Annotated in this window: 23 protein-coding genes, 1 tRNA gene and 1 other RNA gene; 16 read left to right on the top strand and 9 right to left on the bottom strand. The window is 65.6% G+C overall.

The features are described from left to right. Positions 1–15: 15 nt before the first annotated feature. From LR961_RS14095 to LR961_RS14085, 3 genes are read left to right on the top strand one after another with little or no spacing between them, the layout of a single operon-like run. Complete coding sequence (locus LR961_RS14095) at positions 16–765, top strand: 3-deoxy-D-manno-octulosonic acid kinase (RefSeq protein ID WP_232151156.1); 750 nt, start codon at positions 16–18, stop codon at positions 763–765. Next, positions 765–1,532, top strand: a complete 768-nt coding sequence (locus tag LR961_RS14090) for an MBL fold metallo-hydrolase (protein ID WP_232150529.1) — start codon at positions 765–767, stop codon at positions 1,530–1,532. Before LR961_RS14095 ends, LR961_RS14090 begins: the two co-directional genes overlap by 1 nt. A gap of 35 nt (positions 1,533–1,567) precedes the next feature. Beyond that, entirely contained in the window at positions 1,568–1,915 is a 348-nt protein-coding gene (locus LR961_RS14085; RefSeq protein WP_232150527.1) for a nuclear transport factor 2 family protein, read from the top strand. A 26-nt stretch (positions 1,916–1,941) separates the two neighbouring features. Here LR961_RS14085 and ffs read toward each other — a convergent pair. Continuing rightward, an RNA gene (gene ffs / locus LR961_RS14080) (signal recognition particle sRNA small type) lies at positions 1,942–2,038 on the bottom strand. A gap of 311 nt (positions 2,039–2,349) precedes the next feature. On the opposite strand from ffs, the gene sugE reads away from it, so the two are divergent. Further along, positions 2,350–2,667 carry a quaternary ammonium compound efflux SMR transporter SugE gene (gene sugE, locus LR961_RS14075; protein ID WP_057633178.1) on the top strand — a complete coding sequence of 106 codons (318 nt, stop codon included), beginning with the start codon at positions 2,350–2,352 and terminating at the stop codon, positions 2,665–2,667. Here the strand turns inward: sugE and LR961_RS14070 are convergent. From LR961_RS14070 to LR961_RS14060, 3 genes are all read right to left on the bottom strand, one after another. After that, entirely contained in the window at positions 2,630–3,127 is a 498-nt protein-coding gene (locus LR961_RS14070) for a GNAT family N-acetyltransferase (RefSeq protein WP_232150525.1), read from the bottom strand. The two genes, sugE and LR961_RS14070, sit on opposite strands and share 38 nt — an antisense overlap. A gap of 39 nt (positions 3,128–3,166) precedes the next feature. Beyond that, complete coding sequence (locus LR961_RS14065; RefSeq protein WP_232150523.1) at positions 3,167–5,512, bottom strand: GH92 family glycosyl hydrolase; 2,346 nt, start codon at positions 5,510–5,512, stop codon at positions 3,167–3,169. A gap of 473 nt (positions 5,513–5,985) precedes the next feature. Beyond that, positions 5,986–6,078 (bottom strand) — tRNA-Ser (locus LR961_RS14060). Positions 6,079–6,216: 138 nt separating this feature from the next. Here LR961_RS14060 and dnaX point away from each other — a divergent pair. From dnaX to LR961_RS14035, 5 genes are all read left to right on the top strand, one after another. Beyond that, positions 6,217–8,175 carry a DNA polymerase III subunit gamma/tau gene (gene dnaX / locus LR961_RS14055; protein ID WP_232150521.1) on the top strand — a complete coding sequence of 653 codons (1,959 nt, stop codon included), beginning with the start codon at positions 6,217–6,219 and terminating at the stop codon, positions 8,173–8,175. Positions 8,176–8,181: 6 nt separating this feature from the next. Continuing rightward, complete coding sequence (locus tag LR961_RS14050; protein ID WP_232150519.1) at positions 8,182–8,502, top strand: YbaB/EbfC family nucleoid-associated protein; 321 nt, start codon at positions 8,182–8,184, stop codon at positions 8,500–8,502. Positions 8,503–8,596: 94 nt separating this feature from the next. Next, positions 8,597–9,196, top strand: coding sequence for a recombination mediator RecR (recR, locus tag LR961_RS14045; RefSeq protein WP_232150517.1), 600 nt, complete (start codon positions 8,597–8,599; stop codon positions 9,194–9,196). A 50-nt stretch (positions 9,197–9,246) separates the two neighbouring features. Beyond that, on the top strand, positions 9,247–9,597 hold the full coding sequence (locus LR961_RS14040; protein ID WP_232150515.1) for a histidine triad nucleotide-binding protein: 351 nt from the start codon (positions 9,247–9,249) through the stop codon (positions 9,595–9,597). 84 nt (positions 9,598–9,681) lie between these two features. Further along, positions 9,682–10,983, top strand: coding sequence for a hypothetical protein (locus LR961_RS14035; RefSeq protein WP_232150514.1), 1,302 nt, complete (start codon positions 9,682–9,684; stop codon positions 10,981–10,983). A gap of 95 nt (positions 10,984–11,078) precedes the next feature. On the opposite strand, the gene LR961_RS14030 is transcribed toward LR961_RS14035, so the two are convergent. Genes LR961_RS14030 through LR961_RS14015 form a run of 4 tightly spaced genes read right to left on the bottom strand, consistent with a single transcriptional unit; the run spans position 11,079 to position 15,445 of the window. After that, on the bottom strand, positions 11,079–11,612 hold the full coding sequence (locus LR961_RS14030; RefSeq protein ID WP_232150512.1) for a Slp family lipoprotein: 534 nt from the start codon (positions 11,610–11,612) through the stop codon (positions 11,079–11,081). After that, on the bottom strand, positions 11,609–13,564 hold the full coding sequence (locus LR961_RS14025; RefSeq protein WP_232150510.1) for a DUF3488 and transglutaminase-like domain-containing protein: 1,956 nt from the start codon (positions 13,562–13,564) through the stop codon (positions 11,609–11,611). Before LR961_RS14025 ends, LR961_RS14030 begins: the two co-directional genes overlap by 4 nt. Beyond that, positions 13,561–14,517 (bottom strand): DUF58 domain-containing protein, encoded by a 957-nt coding sequence (locus LR961_RS14020; protein ID WP_232150508.1) that lies wholly within the window; start codon positions 14,515–14,517, stop codon positions 13,561–13,563. Before LR961_RS14020 ends, LR961_RS14025 begins: the two co-directional genes overlap by 4 nt. 1 nt (position 14,518) lies before the next feature. Continuing rightward, positions 14,519–15,445 (bottom strand): MoxR family ATPase, encoded by a 927-nt coding sequence (locus LR961_RS14015; protein ID WP_232150506.1) that lies wholly within the window; start codon positions 15,443–15,445, stop codon positions 14,519–14,521. Positions 15,446–15,508: 63 nt separating this feature from the next. Here LR961_RS14015 and LR961_RS14010 point away from each other — a divergent pair, with 63 nt between their 5' ends. Beyond that, positions 15,509–17,353 carry a glycosyltransferase family 39 protein gene (locus tag LR961_RS14010; RefSeq protein WP_232151155.1) on the top strand — a complete coding sequence of 615 codons (1,845 nt, stop codon included), beginning with the start codon at positions 15,509–15,511 and terminating at the stop codon, positions 17,351–17,353. A 24-nt stretch (positions 17,354–17,377) separates the two neighbouring features. Here LR961_RS14010 and LR961_RS14005 read toward each other — a convergent pair whose 3' ends face one another. Next, positions 17,378–17,950 (bottom strand): Maf family nucleotide pyrophosphatase, encoded by a 573-nt coding sequence (locus LR961_RS14005; protein WP_232150504.1) that lies wholly within the window; start codon positions 17,948–17,950, stop codon positions 17,378–17,380. Positions 17,951–18,066: 116 nt separating this feature from the next. Here LR961_RS14005 and LR961_RS14000 point away from each other — a divergent pair, with 116 nt between their 5' ends. From LR961_RS14000 to acpP, 6 genes are all read left to right on the top strand, one after another. Beyond that, positions 18,067–18,576, top strand: a complete 510-nt coding sequence (locus tag LR961_RS14000) for a YceD family protein (RefSeq protein ID WP_232150502.1) — start codon at positions 18,067–18,069, stop codon at positions 18,574–18,576. Positions 18,577–18,682: 106 nt separating this feature from the next. Further along, positions 18,683–18,880 carry a 50S ribosomal protein L32 gene (gene rpmF / locus LR961_RS13995; protein WP_232150501.1) on the top strand — a complete coding sequence of 66 codons (198 nt, stop codon included), beginning with the start codon at positions 18,683–18,685 and terminating at the stop codon, positions 18,878–18,880. A gap of 88 nt (positions 18,881–18,968) precedes the next feature. Beyond that, entirely contained in the window at positions 18,969–19,934 is a 966-nt protein-coding gene (locus LR961_RS13990) for a beta-ketoacyl-ACP synthase III (RefSeq protein WP_232150499.1), read from the top strand. Between the two features lie 359 nt (positions 19,935–20,293). Beyond that, positions 20,294–21,238, top strand: coding sequence for an ACP S-malonyltransferase (fabD, locus tag LR961_RS13985; protein WP_232150497.1), 945 nt, complete (start codon positions 20,294–20,296; stop codon positions 21,236–21,238). A 79-nt stretch (positions 21,239–21,317) separates the two neighbouring features. Next, on the top strand, positions 21,318–22,061 hold the full coding sequence (gene fabG, locus LR961_RS13980) for a 3-oxoacyl-ACP reductase FabG (protein ID WP_232150495.1): 744 nt from the start codon (positions 21,318–21,320) through the stop codon (positions 22,059–22,061). A 149-nt stretch (positions 22,062–22,210) separates the two neighbouring features. Further along, complete coding sequence (acpP, locus tag LR961_RS13975; protein WP_054659808.1) at positions 22,211–22,450, top strand: acyl carrier protein; 240 nt, start codon at positions 22,211–22,213, stop codon at positions 22,448–22,450. Positions 22,451–22,530: the final 80 nt, after the last annotated feature.

Below are 22,530 nucleotides of genomic sequence, written 5' to 3'. Positions count from 1 at the left end.
TTAGACTCGCAAAGAATGGTCGCTTTCGACGCCAATGAAGCATTGACGCCTTGCCGCGATGGTCGCGGCTACGGCGCCATTCTGTTCGACCGCCAGCGCCTGCGGCAAGCCGACCCTGGCTTGTTCTCGCCCGCGCAATGGGAAGACAAGGCGCGGCCCGTGGGCGAGGGTGGACGCGGCGGGGCATGGTTCGTCGATGCGCCGTTCGGCCATTGCGTGCTGCGGCATTACCTGCGCGGCGGTGTGGCAGCCAAGCTCAGCCGCGACCGCTACGTGTGGCGCAGCTCCGAACGGACCCGCAGCTTTGCCGAGTTCCGGCTGATGCGCGAGCTCATTGCGCTGAAGCTGCCGGTGCCGCGTCCGTTGGCGGCGTTCTACATGCGTGACGGGCTGAGCTACCGCGCGGCGATCCTGATGGAGCGGCTGGAAGACGTGCGCTCATTGGCCGACCGCGCGCTGGTGGCCGGGCGCGGCGCGCCCTGGGAAGAAGCGGGGCGGCTGATCGCGCGCTTCCATCGCGCTGGCCTGGACCATGCCGATCTGAACGCCCACAACATCCTGTTTGATGCCAATGGGCGGGGCTGGCTGATTGATTTTGATCGCGGCGTGATGCGCATCCCGGCCACGCGCTGGCGCGAGCGCAACCTCAAACGCTTGCTGCGCTCGTTGCTGAAGCTGCGTGGTGAGCGCAGCCGCGAAGATGTCGAGAAAGACTATGCGCGGCTGCGCCGTGCCTACGATCTGGCTTGGAACCGGGGCACGTAATGAACTGGGCGTTGCGTTTTCTGGGCGTCGGCAATGCCTCGGCCGTCGAGCTGGGCTCGCCGATGTCGGTGATCGAGCGCGATGGCCGGCCGTGGCTGACCATCGATTGTGGCGGCGAAGGGCTGACCGCCTATCGTGCCCAGTACGGGGCTATGCCCGATGCGCTGTTCGTCACCCATGTGCATCTGGACCATGTGGCTGGTTTCGAGCGGCTGTTCGTCGATGCGTTCTTCAACCGGCAGCGGCGTGGCAAGGTGCGGCTGTACGTGCCGGCCACGGTGGTGCCGCTGCTGCACAAACGGGTTGGCGACTATCCGAACGTGCTGGCCGAAGGCGGCGCCAATTTCTGGGATGCGTTCCAGCTGATCGTCGTCGGCGATGCGTTCTGGCATGAAGGCGTGCGCCTGGAAGTGTTTCCGGTACGCCACCATTGGCCGGAGACCGCCTACGGCCTGCGTCTGCAAGGCTCGGTGGTGTGGAGCGGCGATACCCGGCCGATTCCGGAAATGTTCGCGCGATACGCCAGCGACAACGAGCTGATCGCGCACGACTGCGGCCTGCACGGCAATCCCTCGCACACGGGCGTGGACGACCTGGAGCGTGAATACGACGCCGCCATGCAGGCGCGGATGATGCTCTACCACTACGCCAGCGCCGCCGATGGGCAGGCGCTGCGTGCACGCGGCCATCGCGTGGCGATGCCTGGCGAGTGCGTCGTCCTGGCCGATCCGACGGCCCCGCAGGTCGCGCTGGAAGACTTGCCCTGAAGAGGGGCGGCCCGTCCGTCCCGGAGGCAGTGGCCGTGGAGCTGGTCGCATTGGAGCGCGCCTTGCACGACCCGGCGGTGCGCGCTGATCTGAAACGTCTGGATGCCCTGCTCGACGAAGCGTTCAGCGAGATCGGTCGTTCCGGGCGCTGTTACACGCGCGCGCAGATGCTGCAGCACCTGCCTGCCGAAGCGGCGGGAGTGGCGATCGAAGCCGATGGTTTTGTCGTGGCGCTGCTGGCGCCGGATCTCGCGCAGGTGCGCTATCGCAGCCGCTATCTCGATGCGGGACGGGCAGGGGAGTGGGCTGAACGCAGTTCGTTGTGGCGGCAGCACACAAACGTTTGGCGGCTGCTGTTCCATCAGGCAACGCCTGCACGGTAGCAAGGGGCATCGCCGAAAAGGCGGTGGCCCCGCCGGCTGACCTCGGCGCCCGCGTCGATCGATACCGTTGCTGCCTTCCGGCCCTGGCGGGATTTTCGACCTAGCGTCGCGAGGGGCCGACGGGGCCACCATAGAGACGGTTTGGCCGCGCAGTGCGCGGCCATTCTCAATCTGGGGAAACAGGGGCGATGGGTTCATCAGCCGCCGTGGATCACAGACCGGACACAAACCGGAGCAGATCCTGTCGTGTGTGGCGATTGTAGCGTATGCGTGCGGCATACGGCCAGATCCGCGGTTTGAACCTCATGTAACCCGGCAGCGGCTGCGGTAGGCCATTGTCGGCCCCGTTGGCTAGAATGCCGGCCCATCGGAGGACGACCTCCCCCAGCACGGGAACGTATCCAGGACGGCCTGGCCCCCTCAAGGAGGCTTTCATGGCTTGGATCTATCTGTTGATTGCGGGTTTGCTGGAAATCGTCTGGGCATTGGCGATGAAACAGTCCCATGGTTTCACCAAGCTGGTCCCCAGCATCGTCACCATCGTTGGCATGATCGCCAGCTTCTGGCTGCTGGCCGTGGCCATGCGCACCCTGCCGCTGGGCACCGCGTACACCATCTGGACCGGCATCGGCGCGGTGGGTGCGTTCCTGATCGGCATCTTCTTCCTCGGTGAGCACGTCAGCGCGATGCGTATCGGCGCTGCGGTGCTGATCGTCAGCGGTCTGGTGCTGATGAAGTTGTCGAGCAGCTGAGTGCGGTGCGGTTGTCGTCCATCGACAACCGCATTTCCACTGCATCGAGGCCCTGGCCGTGTCCATCGGGCACGACCCGGGTCACCGCAAATCCCAGACGCTCATAGAAGGCCTGGATGTGCTGGCTGGTGCTCAGTTCGATGTATTTGATATCCGGGTGCTGCAAGGCTTGTTGCAGGCGGGCGTTGGCCAGTTGCCGACCCAATCCCTGCCGATGGTGGCTGCGCAGCACCATTCCCCAGCAGAAACCGGCGATGCCCGTGGCATCGACGGAAAGGCCGCCGCAGGCAAGGATGCGCCCCTGTTCTTCGATGACCTGGTAAGCGCATTGCATGGCCTGGTCATCGAGAAACCGCTGGAAATCCGTGCGCTCGCCGCGCGCAAAATACTCCGGCACATTGCTGTCGAATACCGACAGGCAGCCAGCGGCATCAGCGGCTTGATAAGCGCGTAGCGTCATACGCGTGAATGTAGCGCATGACGCTGGGCCCGCCCCGGATCATCGCGACATGGAATACGGCAGCTTCGTCGCATCTGTCGCCCACTCGCGGTTGGGTTCGGCCTGCATGCTGAAGTGCAGTTCGCCGCCGGCAAGAATTTCTTCGTGCGTCAGATAGGCGCGATCCAATGGCCTGCCGTTGAGGGTGACGCTGCCCACATAGGCGTGCGCGTCATCCAGCCCGTTTGCGACGATGCTGAAGTGCTTGCCGTTGGGCAGGTTCAACGTCGCGCGCGGCAGGAATGGGCGGCCGATGATGTATTGGTTGCTGCCTGGTGTGACCGGGTAGAAGCCCAATGCGGTGAATACGTACCAGGCCGACATCTGCCCGAGGTCATCATTGCCGGCGAGGCCGTCGGGGCGCGCGGCGTACTGCGTGTCCATGATCTGCTTCAGCCGCGCCTGGGTGCGCCACGGCTGCCCGGCGTGCGCATACAGATAGGCGACGTGATGGCTGGGCTCGTTGCCATGCGCGTACCAGCCGATCAGGCCGGTGATGTCTTCCATGTGCGCGAAGATCGATGGATCCACCTTGGCCTCGAACACTGCGTCCAGTCGCGCCATCAGCTTTTCGTTGCCACCGTGCGCAGCGGCGAGGCCGGCAACATCCTGCGGCACGTACCACGAGTACTGCCACGCATTGCCTTCGGTGTAATCGCTGCCGTAGCCGCTGGCGCTGGGATCGAACGGCTCGCGGAAACTGCCATCGCGCTTGCGTGCGCGCATGAAGCCGGTGACCGGGTCGAACGCATGCTTCCAGTTGCCGGCGCGCTTGCTGAACTCGGCAGCGACGTCGCTCTTGCCCATCGACCGCGCCATCTGCGCGATGGTCCAGTCGTCGTAGGCGTATTCGAGCGTCTTGCTGGCGGCTTCGCCTTCCTCATCGATGGGCACATAGCCCAGTTCGCGGTACTGGGCGATGCCGTCGTAGGGGCCGTAGTTGGCGCTGGCCACCATCGCCTGCAGGGCTTCATCGGTGTCATAGCCGCGAATGCCTTTCATATAGGCATCGGCGATCACCGGTACCGCGTGGTAGCCGATCATGCACCACGTTTCCAGGCCGTGGAACGACCACACCGGCAGCACGCCGTGCGCGCTTTCGCGGCGTGAGGCGAGCAGTGAATTGACGAAATCATTGGTGCGTTGCGGCGGCTGCACCAGCGTCGCCAGGGGATGCAGTGCGCGGTAGGTGTCCCACAGCGAGAAGGTGGAATAGTTGGTCCAGCCCTTGGTTTGATGCACGGCGTTGTCCGGGCCGCGATAGCGCCCGTCGCTGTCCATGAACAAGGTCGGCCCCAGCAGCGTGTGATAAAGCGCGGTGTAGAAACGCGTGCGTTGCGCTTCGCTGCCGTGTGCATCCACCGCACCCAATGCCTCACTCCATTGCTGCTTGGCAGCGGCGCGCATGCCATCAAAATCCCAGCCCGGTGCTTCAGCATCCAGATTGGCGATAGCGCCTTCCTCGCTCACTGGCGAAATGGCGACCTTCACCAGCAGCGGCGTGCCTGCGGCCGGCGCCACATCGAATGCGGCGACGAGCTGACGGCCTTCGATCTGCGCGCGCTGCTCCGGGTTCTTCTCGCCCGGCGGCGGGAAGCCCTTGTAGGGGATGTCCTGCTCGGTGTCGTGCAACTGATGGCCGCTGAGTGGCTGCGAAAAACGCAGGGCGAAATACAGCTGGCGTCCCGGCGCCCAGCCGCGCGTTTCGCGGAAACCGGTGATCGTGCCGTCCGGACGCACGCGGATGCGCGACCACAGAATCTTGCCCGGGTAGTCATACATGCTGGTACGCAGGTCCAGCACCACATGCGCCGGCTTGCCGGCAGGGAAGGTATAGCGGTGCATGCCGACCCGCGCACTCGCGGTGAGTTCGGCGTGGACGTTGGAGTCATCCAGCGTCACCGCGTAGTAGCCGGGCTGCGCCTGCTCGGTGGCATGACGGAAGCGCGAGGTGTAGCCACTCAAGGGCTGGTCGGGATTGCCGCGCTCCAGTTTCAGTTCGCCGCTGGTGGGCATCAGCAGCAGGTCGCCCAGGTCCGAATGGCCGGTGCCGGAGAAGTGCGTATGCGAGAACCCGACGATGGTGCTGTCGTCATGGCGGTAACCCGCCGCCCAGCCGTAACCATCCTTGCGCGACTGGATGCGGGTATCGGGCGAGAGCTGGACCATGCCGTAAGGAACGGTGGCGCCGGGATAGGTGTGGCCTTCGCCACCGGTGCCGATGAAGGGGTCGACCGCAGCGTAGGCGGCTTCGCCACTGCCACGTGGTGCTGCCGCTGAGGATGTCGCGGTCGAGACACCCGCGACCGTTGCCAGGAACAACAGTGCCGCACCAAGTTGCTTCATCCCGCACCTTTATTTGGATCGGTCTAATTCGGGAAAGCTAGCATAGGGTCGGCGGGCCGGTCATGGGCCATCGTGGGAGTGCACGCTGGGGGCCGGCTTGTTTGCCGAATGATCGAGAGAACTGGTCGGAGGGGCGTTCCCGAGCCGCTGCGTAGGGGCTCGGGGCGGCGCCGGGCGATTTTCTGTGGGTCCAGGCTGGGATGACGCTTGAATTCGGGGTTCAGGTGTTCCGGGATTGCTCCTGTTCGGCTGCACTGGCCTGCGCAGAAATGGCACAAATGAAAAGCCGCCCATGGGCGGCTGCTTTGAATTCTGGAAAGGGGATTGATTCGATGCTCCGCATCTGGCCCTTCGGTCGGCTGTGTCGTCCCACCGGCTGCGCCGGCGGTCGAATCCGTCGACGCTCTCATCTCCCATGCTTTCCCCCAGATAAAAAGAAAAGGCCACCCGATGGGCGGCCTTTTCTTTTTATCTGGCGGAGAGAGGGGGATTCGAACCCCCGAAGCGCGGTTTAGACGCTTACACACTTTCCAGGCGTGCTCCTTCAACCACTCGGACACCTCTCCGGATCCTGCCGCTGTAACACCTCAGCAGGGGCGCAGATTCTATAGGGCTTGGTGCGCCGCCACAAGCACCCTTAACCCGGGTGCTGGCAGAAGGGTGGGCCGTGGCACAATGGCCGCTCAGATGAAGACGGTACCCTGATGTCCTATCTCGTCCTTGCCCGCAAGTGGCGTCCGAAGCGTTTTGCCGAGCTGGTGGGCCAGGAACACGTGGTCCGTGCCCTGAGCAATGCGCTCGACAGCGGCCGTGTCCACCACGCCTTCCTGTTCACCGGTACCCGCGGTGTCGGCAAGACCACCATCGCCCGTATCTTCGCCAAGTCTCTGAACTGCGAGCAGGGCACCAGCGCCGACCCGTGCGGCCAGTGCCGAGCTTGCCTGGATATCGATGCCGGGCGCTATATCGACCTGCTGGAAATCGACGCCGCATCCAACACCGGTGTGGATGACGTGCGTGAGGTGATCGAGAACGCCCAGTACATGCCCTCGCGCGGCAAGTACAAGGTTTACCTGATCGACGAAGTGCACATGCTGTCCAAGGCGGCGTTCAATGCGCTGCTCAAGACGCTGGAAGAGCCGCCGGAGCATGTGAAGTTCCTGCTGGCCACCACCGACCCGCAGAAGCTGCCGGTCACCGTGCTCAGCCGCTGCCTGCAGTTCAACCTCAAGCGTCTGGACGAGGAGCAGATCCAGGGGCAGATGAAGCGGATCATGACCGCTGAGGAAATCGAATTCGACGACAGCGCCATCGTGCAGCTGGCGCGTGCGGCCGATGGTTCGCTGCGCGACGGCCTGTCGCTGCTGGACCAGTCCATCGCCTATGCCGGCGGCGCGCTGCGTGATGACGTGGTGCGCGCGATGCTCGGCACGGTCGACCGCACCCAGGTGGCGGCGATGCTGGATGCGCTGGCCGATGGCGACGGCGCCCGCCTGTTGCAGGTGGGCGCGGCGCTGGCCGAGTTCTCGCCCGATTGGAGCGGGGTGCTCGACGCGCTGGCCGAAAGCCTGCACCGCATCCAGGTGCAGCAGCTGGTGCCGGGCGCGAGCGTGCCCGGTGAAGGCATCGATTCGGCTGCCTATGCCCAGCGCCTGCGCCCGGAAGTGGTGCAGCTCTGGTACCAGATGGCTTTGGGTGGCCGCCGTGACCTGCATCTGGCACCGAGCCCGCGTGCCGGCTTTGAGATGACTGTGCTGCGCATGCTGGCGTTCCGCCCGGCTGGCGCGGTGCCTGCGGTGCCGGAAGGCTCGGGTCAGGGCGCAGGTGCCGGTAGTGTTGCGCCGGTTGCCACGGGGGTGGGTGTTGCCGCCTCTGCCGCAGCCAGCCCCGCGCCGGTTGCCAAGGCGGTTGAGCCTGCGCCGCAGCCGGTCGTTGCCGCACCCGTGGCACCGCCCGCGGTAGTGGCTGCGCCGGTGGTCGAAGTCGTACAGGAATCGCCTGTCCCGACGCCGCCTGCTCCCGCCGCATCTGCTCAGACGCCGCGCGCTGCCGCTGACGATCTACCGCCCTGGGAGACGGACGCCGCCGAAGCCAGCGCGCGGGACGAAGCCATGGCCATGGAAATGGCCGGGCCTGAAGACGTCGAACCCGAGCCGATCAAGGCCGCGCCTGTCCGCCCGGCGGCGCCTGTCGAAGCTCCGCCCGCGCCTGCTGCGGCTCCCGCACGGCCGAGCGGCATCGCCATCGAGCCGAGCAAGCCGGTGGCCGGTCGTGCGCTGGAAAGCGCCGAGCAGTGGCTGGATCTGGTGGACGACAGCGGCCTGTCCGGTCCCTCGCGCGAACTGGCGGCCAATTGTGCATTCGTCGGTTTCCAGCATGGCGTGCTGCGTCTGGGGTTGCTGCCGGGGTTTGAATACCTGCAGTCCGAACGTGCGCTGACCGCGTTGGCGCAGGCCTTGTCGCAGGCATTGGGCAGCACGCCTAAAATCGTGATTGAAACCGGCAACGTCCAGGCCGAGACGTTGCACGAGCGCGCGGACCGCCAGCGCGGTGAACAACAAGTTGCGGCCGAAGCCGTTTTCATGGCCGATCCGCAGGTGCAGCAGCTGATCCAGCAGGGCGCCCGGGTCGTGGCCGATTCCATCCGTCCATTCAAAGAGTAAGCAACCATGCGCGGCAATATCGCCCAGATGATGCAGCAGGCCCAGAAAATGCAGGAAAACCTGCAGAAGGCCCAGGAAGAAATCGCCAAGTTGGAAGTCACCGGCAGCGCCGGTGGTGGCATGGTCACCGTGACCCTGAGTGGCACGAAAGAGTGCCGCAAGGTGCGTATCGATCCGTCGGTGCTGTCCGACCAGGAAATGGTGGAAGACCTGATCGCCGCCGCGTTCAACGATGCCTCCAACAAGATCGACAGCGAATCGCAGAGCCGCATGGGCTCGGCCACGGCCGGCATGAAGCTGCCGCCGGGCATGAAGCTGCCGTTCTGATGATGCGTGTGCCGGCGCTGTCCGGCACCTGCGTTGCCCGCGTCGCGAAGCTCCCGGGCTTCGCGCGTTTGTTTTTGAACAAGAGCCTGTCGCGATGAGCCTGCCGTTGCTGGAACAACTGATCGAAGCGTTCCGCGTGTTGCCGGGCGTCGGCCAGAAGACCGCGCAGCGCATGGCCTACCACGTGCTTGAGCGCGCCCGCGAGGGCGGCCAGCGGTTGTCCGAGGTGCTGGCCGAGGCCATCGAGAAGATCGGGCATTGCGCGCAGTGCCGGGATTTCAGCGAAACCGAAGTGTGTCCGGTCTGTGCCAGCAGCAGCCGCGAGCGGCAGATGTTGTGCGTGATCGAGTCGCCGGCCGATCGCCTGGCCATCGAACATGCGACCAGTTATCGCGGCGTGTACTACGTGTTGCAGGGGCGGTTGTCGCCACTGGACGGCATCGGCCCGCGCGAGCTGGGCCTGGATAAACTGGAACAGCGATTGGCAGAGGGTGAAGTCACCGAGCTGATCATCGCCACCAACTCCACCGTCGAAGGCGAGGCCACCGCGCATTACCTGGCGCAACTGGCACGCCGCAACAAGGTGCGTCCCAGCCGCTTGGCGCAGGGGCTGCCATTGGGTGGTGAGCTGGAGTATGTGGATCGCGGCACCTTGTCGCATGCTTTTGGCAGCCGCAGCGAAATCAGCGAATAGCCGATGCAGGGGCGGTAAGCTGTAGGCCGTTTCCGCCAGTGAGCCGTCGCATGACCGACACGATTTTCGGCAAGATCATCCGCCGCGAGATTCCCGCCAACATCGTCTACGAAGACGAGGATGTGCTGGGTTTCCAGGACATCGCACCGCAGGCGCCGGTACATGTCCTTTTCATTCCGAAGAACGACGTCATCCCGACCCTGGACGACCTGCAACCGGCGCAGGCGCACCTGATCGGCAAGCTGGCCTTGGCTGCGGCCGAGTACGCGCGCCGCGAAGGCTTCGCGCAGAACGGCTACCGCATTGTCATGAACTGCCGCGAGGATGCCGGGCAGACGGTGTTCCACATCCACATGCACCTGTTGGCCGGCGCGCCGCTGGGGCGTTTCGGCGCGGCCTGAAGGTCCAGTGCCGTGGATAGGGGCGTTCGTTGACCGTGGGAATCAAGTGCGGAACCGGGGTTCCGCCTTGAAGGGGGATTTTCGATGTCGCGAAGCATCTTCAGGCGTATCTGCCTGACGCTGTTGATGTCCACTTCGGCCGGCGCATCGGCGCAGGCCGCATTGGATTCTTCGGCCGCCATGACCGTGTTCCAGCGCATGCAGGCATTGTGCGAGGCCGATGGTGGAACGACCTGGGGTGTGAGCCTGTGCGGCCCCATGCTCCTGGCAGACCCGGCGACGCGGCAGTTCGTCGCCAACATCGACGGTGGGGAAACCGCGCTTGAGCGCGATGGCGCGGTTTTCCGGGGGCGTCTGCCTGACGCCGTTCCGGTTGCGAACACGTCGGTGAAATGGAACGGCCGCAGCTGGACGATGCTGATGCTGCCGTTGCCCGACAAGGAGCCGGCGCTTTCCATCCTGCTCATGCATGAAGCCTGGCATCGCATCCAGGGGCAGGTCGGCCTTGCCGCGACCAACGCCGACCAGACGCAGCTCGAGACCGAGCAGGGGCGATTGTCACTGCGGCTGGAACTGCGTGCCCTGCGTGCTGCCATCACCGCGACAACGCCGCTAGCGCAGCGCCAGGCCACGCTGGATGCGTTGACCTTCCGTGCGTGGCGGCAGGCACGTTTCCCGGAAGCACGGGAAGCAGAAGATGCGATGGAGCGGCACGAGGGAATTGCCGAGTACACCGGCCGCATCCTGTCGCAGGATGCGGCGATGTCTGCGCATCTTGCAGAGCACCTGCTCAAGGGCGATACGGTGAAGGCCTACGCCCGTTCCTTCGCGTATTACACCGGACCGGCCTATGGCGTGCTGCTGGACCGCGCGGCTCCGGGTTGGCGCGGGAGCTGGAACCGGCGCGATGGATTGCCGGAACAACTGGCGGCTGCACTGAAGCTGGATATCCCTGCCGACGATGCGGTGTTCAACGAACGCGCGCCGCACTACGGACTTGTCGAGATCCAGGCGCAGGAATCGGCACGCACCATCAAGCAGGCCGAAGTGGTTGCCGGATTGCGTGCACGGCTGATCGACGGTCCGGTGCTCATCGCGCCCGTCAACGGCGCCAGTTTCACTTTCGACCCCAGTCGGGTGACGCCGCTGCCGCCGGCGGGCGCGGTCTACGGCACCATCCGTGCCGCAGCGCAGTGGGGTGTGCTGGAGGTGGCGAGCGAAGGGGTGCTTTCCACCGACTGGTCACGGTTGTCTGTTGCTTATGCGGGTACAGCGGTGGCCGGCGAAGAGGTGAAGGGGAGCGGTTGGAGCCTGCGCCTGAAGCCGGGTTGGACACTGTCGCCCGGCGAGCGCGCGGGTGACTGGACAATCACGCGACCGGACTGAGCGCCGGTTGCCGGTGGTCACCGACGCGGAAGCGCCATTTCCGACAAACGAAAACGCCGCCCGGAGGCGGCGTTTCGTTCATTGCAGCGTGGTGCTTACCACCAGCCGCTGCGCCAGCCCCAACCCCAACCCGGGCCGGGGCCCCAGGCCGGCCCCCACGGGCCGTAGGGATAGGCCGGCACCACGTCCACTTCACGCACCACCGGCCACAGGTAAACCACGTCGGCGGCGATCTTCGGCAGCGGATAGTCGTACTCGCCGATCTTGGTGGTCTGGTAGCCATCGATGCGGCCGATGAAGGTCACGTCGCGGCCCGGCTCGAACACCGCCGGGTCGTAGAAGCCGGAGCGGCAGGCGATGAAGCGGCCGTCGCTGGCATCGGAGGAGGTGCTGCTCGGGCGACCGCTGCCGTTGAGTGGGCGGGCGATCATCTGGAAGCAGGTTTCACCCTGGCCAGGCAGGGTTTCGATGATGCGGCCACCCCAGCGCACCGGCGTGCCGGTCTGCTTCTGGGCAACCGAGTCGCGCGGGGAAATGGTGCTGAACTGCCCCTGCAGCGGTTTGGGTGCGGTGGCACAGGCGGCCAGCGTCAGGCTGGCAGCAAGGGTGATGAGGATGCGGGTCTTCATGTTCGTGCTCCGGAATTCGGGCGATGCCTGTGCAGGTCGGCCAATAATGAAACGGTGTCGGACTTGGCGCCAGCGTATCTCGCATCGGCGAAACGCTGGCTGAGTGCCAGCAGACCATTGCCGGGATGGATAAGTTCCACGCGCCGGGCCCATTCGATTGCCGGTTCGTGCGGCTCTCGGCCCAGGCCAAGGCGTGCGTAGCGATGGCCCAGCCGTTGCCAGGCGCGCAGCAATGGATCGCGCTGGCGCTCGCCTCGTGCGAGCAGCAGCGCCATCGCGCCCACGGCGAGCGCGGCGAAACCACCGAACAGTGCGACCAACTGCCAAGGCTCGAGTCGGTCGATGCCGAACGGGCGCAGCAAACGCTGCTGGCGGTTGGCGTCGAAGGACAGGAAGGCGGTGTTCCAGCCGCGCCGCATCCAGTCGCCGAACTGCCTGAGGCTGTCCCAGCGGCCAGCCAGATCCAGGCCGGCGGCGTTGCCCTGGCCGAGGCGGTCCTCCAGCGTGTCGTAGATGCGTTCAGGCGCGACCGCAGCGGTGGGGTCCACCCGTACCCATCCACGGCCGGACAGCCAGACTTCGGCCCAGGCATGGGCGTCCATCTTGCGCACGACCCAGTAATCGCCGAACCGGTTGCGGGTACCGCCAGCGTATCCGGTGACCACGCGCGCCGGGATGCCGGCGCCGCGCATCAGCACCACGAACGCCGAGCTGAAGTGTTCGCAGAAGCCGGCCTTCTGCTCGAACAGGAACTCGTCCGCGCTGTGGCGGCCAGCCAGCGGCGTGGACAGGGTGTAGGCGAACTCCTTGTGTATCCAGTCCAGACTGCGGCGCACGATGGCGTCGTCGTCATGACCGGCCTGTGCACGCCATTGCTGGGCCAGTGCGCGCGTGCGCGGGTTGAAGCCGGTGGGCAGTTGCAGGGCCAGCTGCCGCAAATGATCCGGCAGTTGTGCCTGGAAGGCCGGCTGCGGGGCGGACTGCATCCGCCATCGGCTCAATGCGGTCAACGGTTGCGCGCTGGACAGGCTGTAATCCGCGTCCAGATGCGCCTGTGCCGGCGCGGCCAGCGGCAGATCCAGTGCGACCAGTTGGCGGTCGTCGGTGGGCTCGTACTCGATCTGGTAATCCCAGCCCTGGGTGCGGTTGCTCAGCGCGGCCGGCGCGGTGCGGCGCTGGCTGTCCAGGCGGGTCCAGCTGCGCCCGTCGAAGCGGGTCAGTACCGGGCCGCGCCAGTAGCGCTGCTCGGGAGCAGGTGTCGGGCCGAAGAACTGCACCCGCAATGCCGGGCTGTCATCGGCCATCAGGTCGATCCATTCGCCCGGTTGCATGCTGTCCGACAGCCCGGGGCGGGCGACCGTGCGCTCGGGCAGGCCCCATAGCGGGCTGCCCAGGCGCGGCACCAGCCAGAACGCGGACAGTGCCAGTGGCAAGGCCAGCAGCATCAGCCGGCCGACCGTGCGCAGTTGCGCCGCTGCGGGCAGGGGCGCGCTGCCGGCTTCCTCGTCGGCCAAGCGCTGCAACGCCAGCAGCGCGCAGATCACCGCGATGGCGGCCAGCACCAGAGTGAGTGGCCCCTGATCGAGCAGAAACGCGGCGAACGGCGCGAACAGGGCAAAACCGAGCAGGCTGCGCGCATCGCGCAGGCTGCGCAGCTCGCTGGATTTGATCGCCAGCATTGCGGCCAGCAATGCACAGCCGGTATCGCGGCCCGGATGCGCCCCCATTTGCCAGTAGATGGCCAGCAGCATGCCGACGATCAACAGCAGCCGCAGCGGCAAGGCCAGCGTGCCCCGCCAGGACAGCCCGGCTACTGCCAGTGCGACGGCGGCGAATACGCCCGCCAGCACGCCGGGCAGCTGCAGCAGCAGCGGCAGCAACGACAGTGCCGTGGTCAGCAGTACCCACGCACGCGTGCCAGCGCTGGGCTGTGGTTGTGGCAGGCGGCTCATGCGGGTGGCAACAAGGCAAGCGCGCGCAGGCACAGGTGGCGATGCGAGTCGCCATTGGCCGGGCCCAGCGGTGGAGCGCCGGGCAGGCGCAGCTGATAGCGACGTCCTTCGCGCTCGGCCTCGTTCACCCAGTGCGCCAAGCGGGCGATGCGGCGTTCGTGGGGAAGCGCGCGCAGTTCCTGCCAGTCCAGCACCAGTTCGGCGCCGCTTGGCCGTTCGTACTCGCGCACCAGCAGGCCGTCGCGCCGCGCCGAATGCTTCCAGGCCACGGTGCGCAGTGCGTCGCCGGCTCGATAGGGACGCAGTTGTTGCAGTTCATCGCCCTGCGGGTGGATGCGGGTGTGGTTGGAATGGGTGTCGCTGTCCGGCAGTGGCGGAGCGTTGGTTTCCGGGGCGGGGTAGACCAGTATCGGTGTGTCCGGCCAGAACCAGCTCCATGCACGTACCAGCCCCAAGGGTTGGCTGGTGGAGATGCGGATGCGCGAAAGGTCCATCCAGCCGCGCGTGCTGGTGGGCAGCCACAGATCCACTTCGACCTGATTGCCGTGTTGCAGGTCGGTACTTGCCTGCGCAGCATCGTGGTTGAGTTGAAGCGCACGGCGGTTGCGGGTGTCGGTGCGTGCCAGCGCCAGTCGCAGCTGGATGGGCGAGCCGGCGGCCACCGGTTCGGCCGAAAGGGCTTCCAGGCGCAGGCCGGACAGCTGCAGATGCGCATGCAGTGCACTGGTCAACGCAGTGGCCGCCAGTGCGAGCGCAAGCAGCAGTGCCGGATTGTTGTTGTAGTTCAGCGCGCCCAGCAGCATCGTCGCCAGCAATGCGCCAAGGAACAGCCCGAAGCCGGTGGGCAGCACGTAGATGCGCTGGCGATCCAGCACGGCAGGCAGCGCTTCGGGCTGGCGTGGCCGGGCCAGCCATTGCAGTGCAGACGCGCGTTGCCGCAATTGTCCGAGCAACTCAGTCCACCCGGACGCTGTGCAGGATCGCGCGCGCCAGCGTCGGCCCGGACGAGGATTCGGCCTCGGCAACCAGGCGATGACCGGCCACTGCAATGAACAATGCCTGCACGTCCTCGGGCACGACATGGCCGCGGCCCAGCAGCAGTGCATGTGCCTTGGCCGCGCGCAGCAGGGCGATGCCGGCACGTGGAGACAAGCCGACCTTGATTCCGGGGTGCTGGCGGCTGCGGGTGACCAATGCCTGCACGTAGTCGATCAGTGCATCGCTGGCGTGGATCTGCTCGACAGCCTCGCGCAGCGCCAGGATTTCCTGATCGGACAGGCTGGGCGTGGTGCGGGCGATCAGTTCACGACGGCTGCGCCCGGCCAGCAGTTCGCGCTCGGCGTCGGCGTTGGGATAACCCAGGGTGAGCCGCAGCAGAAAGCGATCCAGTTGCGAATCAGGCAGCGGAAACGTACCGGACATGTCGACCGGATTCTGCGTGGCGATCACGAAGAACGGATCCGGCAGCGCATGGGTTACGCCGTCGAGCGTCACCTGCTGCTCGGCCATCGCTTCGAGCAGCGCGCTCTGCGTGCGCGGCGGCGCGCGGTTGATCTCGTCGGCCAGCAGCACGTTGCAGAACACCGGGCCGGGATGGAACTGGAAACTGCGGCTGTGGGCTTCGTAGACCGAAATGCCAAGCACGTCGGCCGGCAGCAGGTCCGAGGTGAACTGCACGCGCTGGAACTGCAGGCCCAGGCTGGAGGCCATTGCATGGGCCAGCGTGGTCTTGCCGAGCCCAGGCAGATCCTCGATCAGCAGATGCCCACCGGACAGCAGGGCGACAAACGCCAGGCGCACCTCATGGGCTTTGCCAAGCAGCAGTGAATTGACCTGGTTCTGTGCCGTGTGCAGGGATTGCAACGTGACATCGGTTAGCATTCCGGGCAGCGCCACAGTCATGGTCGTCTCGTAATTCCAAAGGTTGGGGGAGTGTAAGTGGCAATCAGGGGTGAGCAACGCGCATACCTTACGTTCCTTGTGCTGTGGGCGCTGGTTACCACCGTCAAGGTTCTGATTGCCGCGCAGCTTCCGCTGTTCGTGGATGAGACGTTCTATTGGCAGGAAGGCCAGCACCTGGCCGCGGCGTACTCCGACCTGCCCGGGCTGACTGCCTGGCTGACGCGGCTGGGCGTGGAAGTCGCCGGTGATCATCGGCTTGGCGTGCGCCTGCCGTTCCTGCTGCTCGGCGCAATGTTGCCGTGGATGGTGGCCAGCATCGCCAGGCGCTGGTTCGGCGGGCGCGTAGGTTGGCAGGCTGGTTCATTGGCGTTGTTGATGCCGCTGTCGGCCACGCTGGGAATCCTGGCGGTGCCGGATGTGCCCATGGCCTTTGCCGCGGTGCTGTGTCTGGGGGCCGGTGCGCGGCTGCTGCGCAATGTCGATGCCGGTGGCGCGCTGATGCTGGCGCTGGGACTGCTGGTCGGTGCATTGAGCCACTACCGCTTCATCGGCGTGATCGTGGTGGGTTTCATTGCCTTGATGCTGCTGGCCGAAGGCCGCCGCGTGCTGCGCGATCCCCGCGTGTGGATTGCATTGGCCGTTGGCATCGTGGCCTGGTTGCCGCTGCTGGTGTGGAACCTGGACAACCAGGATGCCGGGTTGAAGTTCCAGGTTGTTGATCGCCATCCATGGGCGTTCCATTGGGAGGGCTGGTTGTTCCTGGTCATCCAGCCGCTGATGGTCACCCCGTTGCTGTTCATTGCCATGGCAGTGGTGGCGCGTGGTGGATTGGTCAGGACGCAGGGCGGGCTTCACCACGTGCAGTGGCGTTACTTCGCGCTGGTCGGCACCACCTCGACCGTGCTGATTTTCCTGCTGGGCTTCCTTACCGACGTGGAGCGGCTCAGCTTCCATTGGCCGCTGCCGGGTTATCTGGCGTTGCTGCTGGGTGTGCCGTTGCTGCTCAATCGCGGCTCGCGGCTGTGGCGGCGCAGTGTCTGGGCGGTCGCTGCGATCGGGCTGATCGCAGCGCTGGGTTACTACACGGCGATATCGATGCCGTCGCTGCGCGAGCAGCTGGCCGGCAGCAAGTACTACCCGCGCAATTTCGCCGGCTGGCAGCTGCTGGCCGAGGGCGTGCGCGAAGAGCTGGCCGACATGCCCGCCGACACCACCGTGCTGGCCGGTAGTTTCAAGGTGGGTTCGGAATTGGGCTTCCGCCTGGATGATCCTTCGATCAAAGTGCTGCCGCATCAGCTCAACGATCACCACGGCCGTACGGCGCAGCTGGCGCTGTGGGGATTGATCAGCGATGGCAGCCGCACCGGCCCGCAGTTGCTGGCACTGGCGCCGGATGACCAGCGTTACCGCGACCTGCTGACGTACTACCACCAGGTCTGCGAACAGGTAGGGCCGCTGCCGCCGCCGCGGGTGATTTCACTGGACCACGGCTTTCGGCGCTTCCTGTTGTTCCGCCTGCCGGCGCAGAAGCAGGATGGCCCCTGTGTCACCCCGGCGATGGCCTGGGTGGATGCGCCCACCGCTGGTGCAACGGTTGCCGACACGCTGCAGGTGCAGGGGTGGGCATTCAAGGATGGCGTGGGCCTGTCGCGCGTGGAGTTGCTGGTCGATGGGCGCAGCGTGGGCGATGCCAGATACGGCCGGGAGTTCGACATCCGTCCCGCGTGGCCGGGCACCAATGATCCCCGACACCCGCACGTCGGCTTCGACGCGGAGCTTGATGTCAGTGGGCTGGCGCCCGGCAGGCATTGGCTGGGCTTGCGCCTGTACGGCACCGACGGCAGCGTCGAGCAGTGGCTGGAGCAGCCATTCAAGGTTGAGCGCTGAGGTGCGCGGCCAGGCTGCCAGCTTTCAGGGCAGCGTGTATCCGGCCTGGCGCAGCAGGCCGCTCAGTGCGATCAGGGGCAGGCCGATCAGTGCGGAAGGGTCGCTGTTGTGGATGGCCTCGAACAGGCTGATTCCCAGACCTTCACATTTGAAGCTGCCGGCACAGTCGAGCGGCTGTTCGGCGTCCACGTAACGGGCGATTTCCCCGCTCGTCAGCGCCCGGAACTGAACACGGGTCAGATCGCAGGCGTGCAGGTGCTGGCTGCCGTTGCTCACGCAGATGGCGGTATGGAACCGCACCTGCTGGCCGGACATCGCCGCCAACTGCGCGCAGGCGGCCTCATGGCTGCCGGGCTTGCCCAGTGCGGCCCCATTCAGATCGGCCACCTGGTCCGAACCGATCACCCAGCTGCCGGGTCGCAGCAGCGCCACCGCCCGCGCCTTGGCGGCAGCCAGGCGCCGGGCCAACGCATCCGGGGCTTCGCCGGGAAGCGGGACTTCGTCGACCTGCGGGGCCATGGAGCTGAACGGCAGCCGCAGGCGCGACAGCAGTTCGGCTCGGTAACGTGACGTGGAGGCGAGGATCAGGTCGGTCATGTGGGAAAATAGGCGTCTTGGGGCTGGCAGTCTGCTGTCGCCAGGCTGCGGCGGCAACGGTTTCGGCGCTTCCGGGTTTGACAGCGGCGGGGCGACTGCCTACCATTCTGCGGCTTATGTCCGCGAACGTGCCCGAATTGCTGGATGCTTGGCGGATGGTCGCAGCACGCAGGTGCTTCGACGGCCAGGTGCCCTTGTCCGAACTGACCCGCCTGCAAGGCCTTGTTGCCGATGCCGAAGGACAGTGCAGCTATGCGCTGGAATTTGGTCGCGATGAGGTGTTGCAGGTAGCCTATGTCGAGCTGACCATCGATACCGCGCTGCCCCTGATCTGTCAGCGCAGCATGCAGCGTTTCCTGCTGCCGGTGTCGATCAAGCAGCGGCTGGGCTTGATCCGCGATGAGGAAGAGGAATCCGCGCTCCCGCCGGATTACGAAGCGCTGCTGGTGCCCGAAGACGGCAACCTGCACCCGCTGGAAATGGTCGAAGACGAATTGGTGTTGGCGGTGCCCGTGGTGGCGCTGGCACCGGGAAGCGAGGCGGTCGAAAGTGACTGGCCCGCGACCGAAGAGGAACAGAGCAAGGCCAATCCGTTCGCGGCATTGGCGGCGCTGAAGAAACAATAGCGGCCGGTTATCGTCGGCGGTCGCGGCGAAAGCGAGAGTAGTGCTGGACGCTGGCGTCCCGTGCAATTAAACGACGAAGCAAACGAACCGAGTTTGGAGCAATCCCATGGCTGTGCAGAAATCCCGTGTTACCCCGTCCCGCCGCGGCCAGCGCCGTGCGCACGACGCCCTGAGCGCCAAGCAGCTGTCCACCGATCCGACCACCGGTGAAGTGCATCTGCGTCACCACATCACCGCTGACGGTTTCTACCGCGGCAAGAAGGTGATCGCGACCAAGTCGTCCTCGGTCGTCGAAGAAGATTGATTCGTGACTGCCACCACGGTTGCGTGGTGGCAGTTTCACTGATTCTTCCGGGGCCGCCTTCGGGCGGCTTCGCGCAACAGGAAACAGCATGAGCAAGCGGATCTACTCGAGGATCGCGGGCACCGGTAGTTACTTGCCCGAGAAAGTGTTGACCAACGACGATCTGACCAAGATCGTGGACACGACCGACGAGTGGATTGAGTCGCGCACGGGTATCCGTGAGCGGCATATCGCAGCTGAAGGCGAAACCACCAGCGACCTTGGCTACCACGCCGCAATGCGCGCGCTGGAAGCCGCAGGCATCGAGGCTTCGCAGCTGGACATGATCATCGTGGGGACCACCACGCCGGATCTGATTTTCCCGTCTACCGCCTGTCTGATCCAGGCACGCCTTGGCGTGGCCGGTGCGGCGGCGTTTGACGTCAATGCGGCATGTTCGGGCTTCATCTTTGCCCTGAGCGTGGCCGACAAATTCATCCGCAGCGGCGACGCCAGGCATGTGCTGGTGATCGGTGCGGAAACCCTGACCCGTATCGTCGACTGGACCGACCGCACCACCTGCGTGTTGTTCGGCGATGGCGCGGGCGCCGTCGTGCTCAAGGCCGACGAGGAAACCGGCATCCTCAGCACCCACCTGCATGCCGATGGCAGCAAGAAGGAGCTGCTGTGGAACCCGACCGGCGTATCGGTCGGCCTGGACAAGCCGGGCAAGATCAACATGAAGGGCAACGACGTGTTCAAGTACGCCGTCAAGGCGCTTGATGGCGTGGTCGACGAAACCCTGCAGGCCAACGGCCTGGATAAGTCCGACCTGGATTGGCTGATCCCGCACCAGGCCAACCTGCGCATCATCGAAGCCACGGCCAAGCGCCTGGACATGTCGATGGAGCAGGTTGTGGTGACCGTGGACAAGCACGGCAACACTTCGGCCGGTTCGGTGCCGCTGGCACTGGACGCTGCGATCCGTTCGGGTCGCGTCGAGCGCGGCCAGTTGCTGTTGCTGGAAGCCTTCGGCGGCGGTTTCACCTGGGGCTCGGCACTGCTGCGCTACTGATTCAAGCCGCTGTATCGGCTGGTTTGTCGATATCAAAGGAATACACGTTCGGGCAGCCATTGGCTGCCCGATGTCGTTTCAGGGCCTGCTACGCAACATGTAGGAGCGGCGTCAGCCGCGAGGCAGATGGTGGTTCCGGTGGTTGGCATGCCTGCAATTGCAGCTTCTCCTTAGATATTTGAGGCGGTATCGGCTTCGCGGCTTAAGCCGCTCCTACGGGGGGCGGCGGGATCCCTCATGCGGGCCGAAATAGCGGGCTTTGCAGGTTTGCCGAGGCCGGCTGCATACGCGCCAGTACAGACGAGCGGGCGCTTTCGCGCTTATGATTCGCGGCTTCGATTTGTGCAGCAGATGACCGCGTGACTGATTCCCGACTCGCTTTCGTGTTCCCCGGCCAGGGCTCCCAGTCCTTGGGGATGCTGGCTGAACTGGCTGAACTGCACCCGCAGATCCGTGAAACCTTCGTTGAGGCTTCCGAAGGCGCGGGCGTGGACCTGTGGGCGCTGTCGCAGGGCGGCCCGGAAAAACAGCTCAACCGCACCGAGTTCACCCAGCCGGCGCTGCTGGCGGCGAGCATCGCGGTGTGGCGCCTGTGGAATGCGCAGGGCGGTGCCAAGCCGGCGGTGCTGGCCGGTCACAGCCTGGGTGAATACACCGCGCTGGTTGCGGCCGGTGCGCTGACGCTGCGTGACGGCGCCCATCTGGTGCGCCTGCGCGGGCAGCTGATGCAGGACGCGGCGCCGACCGGCGTGGGTGCGATGGCCGCCGTATTGGGTGCCGAAGACGCGCTGGTGCAGGAAGTCTGCGCCGAAGCGGCGGGCAGCCAGGTGGTGGTGCCGGCCAATTTCAATTCTCCCGGTCAGATCGTGATCGGTGGTGATGCCGCTGCGGTGGACCGTGCGCTGGCGCTGCTGGCCGAGAAGGGCGTGCGCAAGGCGGTCAAGCTGGCCGTCAGCGTGCCCTCGCATACGCCGCTGATGCTGGAAGCCGCCAACCGTCTGGCCGAAGTGATGGCCGGGCTGGACTGGCGTGCGCCGCAGCTGCCGGTGGTGCAGAACGTCGATGCCAAGGTGCATGAGGGCGTGGATGCGATCCGCCAGGCGCTGGTGCAGCAGCTGTACCTGCCGGTGCAGTGGACCGGTTGCGTGCAGGCGCTGGCCGCACAGGGCGTGAGCCGCGTGGCCGAATGTGGTCCGGGCAAGGTGCTGACCGGCCTGATCAAGCGCATCGACAAGAGCATTGACGGGCGTTCGCTCGCCACCCCGGCTGATTTCGCCGGTGCGCTGGAAGAGTGGGCCCAGTAATCAACCGGCTCGGGGCGCGGTCCGCGCCCGGCCATGACCGGGAGCCGCCAGCGGCGGCCTCGCAGCAAGAGGAAACAGCATGAGCAAGCCATTGCAGGGTGAAATCGCGCTCGTCACCGGCGCCAGCCGTGGCATCGGTGCGGCCATTGCCGACGAACTGGCCGCCCAGGGCGCCACCGTCATCGGCACCGCCACCACCGAGTCCGGCGCTGCCGCCATCGGCGAACGCCTAGCCGCGCAGGGCGGCCACGGCCGCGCGCTGAACGTGACCGAGCCGGGCGCGGTGGAAGCGCTGATCGAGGCGGTCAGCAAGGAGTTCGGCGCCATCACCATCCTGGTGAACAACGCCGGCATCACCCGCGACAACCTGCTGATGCGCATGAAGGACGAGGACTGGCAGGCCATCCTCGACACCAACCTGACCAGCGTCTACCGCACCTCCAAGGCGGTGATGCGCGGCATGATGAAGGCGCGCAAGGGCCGCATCATCAACATCGCCTCGGTGATCGGCGTGACCGGCAACGCTGGCCAGGCCAACTACGCCGCCGCCAAGGCCGGCATCATTGCCTTCTCCAAGTCGCTGGCCAAGGAAATCGGCAGCCGCGGCGTGACCGTGAACGTGGTCGCCCCGGGCTTCATCGATACCGACATGACCAAGGACCTGCCCGAGGACGCCAAGGCGGCGATGCTCGGCCAGGTCGCGCTGGGCCGCCTCGGCGAGCCGGCCGATATCGCCCGCGCGGTGGGCTTCCTGGCCGGCCCGTCGGCCAGCTACATCACCGGCGAAACCCTTCACGTGAACGGTGGCTTGTACATGCCGTAAGCGTGTGGTGCAGGGACTGCGCCCAAGTGGTTGATAGCCGGGGTTTTTTGCCAGAATGCATGGCCCCGGTGCTTTCCACTACACTATCCCACGGCCATCACCACGTGATGGCGTCTTTTGAACCACTACTCCATCTGGAGCGATATCCAATGAGCACCATCGAAGAACGCGTCAAGAAGATTGTTGTCGAGCAGCTTGGCGTCAAGGAAGAGGAAGTCACCACCAGCGCATCGTTCGTCGATGACCTGGGTGCCGACTCGCTGGACACCGTCGAGCTGGTGATGGCGCTTGAAGAAGAGTTCGAGTGCGAGATCCCGGACGAAGAGGCTGAGAAGATCGGCACCGTTCAGGCCGCCATCGACTACGTCAAGGCACACGTCAAGGCTTGATCCACGCCTGACAGGACGCGGCCGGCATGTACTTCCGACCGCGTTGCAAATCCATGGGGCCGCGCATGCGGCCCTGTGCT

Source organism: Stenotrophomonas sp. SY1 (genome assembly GCF_021202945.1).
Classification (GTDB): Bacteria; Pseudomonadota; Gammaproteobacteria; order Xanthomonadales; family Xanthomonadaceae; genus Stenotrophomonas.
This window is presented reverse-complemented; position numbering and strand designations above follow the sequence as displayed.

Coding starts and splice junctions, on each gene's coding strand:
- acpP (WP_054659808.1), top strand. CDS start 22,211: ATGAGCACCATCGAAGAACGCGTCAAGAAGATTGTTGTCGAGCAGCTT.
- LR961_RS14090 (WP_232150529.1), top strand. CDS start 765: ATGAACTGGGCGTTGCGTTTTCTGGGCGTCGGCAATGCCTCGGCCGTC.
- recR (WP_232150517.1), top strand. CDS start 8,597: ATGAGCCTGCCGTTGCTGGAACAACTGATCGAAGCGTTCCGCGTGTTG.
- LR961_RS14070 (WP_232150525.1), bottom strand. CDS start 3,127: ATGACGCTACGCGCTTATCAAGCCGCTGATGCCGCTGGCTGCCTGTCG.
- LR961_RS14040 (WP_232150515.1), top strand. CDS start 9,247: ATGACCGACACGATTTTCGGCAAGATCATCCGCCGCGAGATTCCCGCC.
- LR961_RS14035 (WP_232150514.1), top strand. CDS start 9,682: ATGTCGCGAAGCATCTTCAGGCGTATCTGCCTGACGCTGTTGATGTCC.
- LR961_RS14065 (WP_232150523.1), bottom strand. CDS start 5,512: ATGAAGCAACTTGGTGCGGCACTGTTGTTCCTGGCAACGGTCGCGGGT.
- sugE (WP_057633178.1), top strand. CDS start 2,350: ATGGCTTGGATCTATCTGTTGATTGCGGGTTTGCTGGAAATCGTCTGG.
- LR961_RS14095 (WP_232151156.1), top strand. CDS start 16: ATGGTCGCTTTCGACGCCAATGAAGCATTGACGCCTTGCCGCGATGGT.
- LR961_RS14030 (WP_232150512.1), bottom strand. CDS start 11,612: ATGAAGACCCGCATCCTCATCACCCTTGCTGCCAGCCTGACGCTGGCC.
- dnaX (WP_232150521.1), top strand. CDS start 6,217: ATGTCCTATCTCGTCCTTGCCCGCAAGTGGCGTCCGAAGCGTTTTGCC.
- LR961_RS14050 (WP_232150519.1), top strand. CDS start 8,182: ATGCGCGGCAATATCGCCCAGATGATGCAGCAGGCCCAGAAAATGCAG.
- LR961_RS14015 (WP_232150506.1), bottom strand. CDS start 15,445: ATGCTAACCGATGTCACGTTGCAATCCCTGCACACGGCACAGAACCAG.
- LR961_RS14005 (WP_232150504.1), bottom strand. CDS start 17,950: ATGACCGACCTGATCCTCGCCTCCACGTCACGTTACCGAGCCGAACTG.
- rpmF (WP_232150501.1), top strand. CDS start 18,683: ATGGCTGTGCAGAAATCCCGTGTTACCCCGTCCCGCCGCGGCCAGCGC.
- LR961_RS14000 (WP_232150502.1), top strand. CDS start 18,067: ATGTCCGCGAACGTGCCCGAATTGCTGGATGCTTGGCGGATGGTCGCA.
- LR961_RS14025 (WP_232150510.1), bottom strand. CDS start 13,564: ATGAGCCGCCTGCCACAACCACAGCCCAGCGCTGGCACGCGTGCGTGG.
- LR961_RS13990 (WP_232150499.1), top strand. CDS start 18,969: ATGAGCAAGCGGATCTACTCGAGGATCGCGGGCACCGGTAGTTACTTG.
- fabG (WP_232150495.1), top strand. CDS start 21,318: ATGAGCAAGCCATTGCAGGGTGAAATCGCGCTCGTCACCGGCGCCAGC.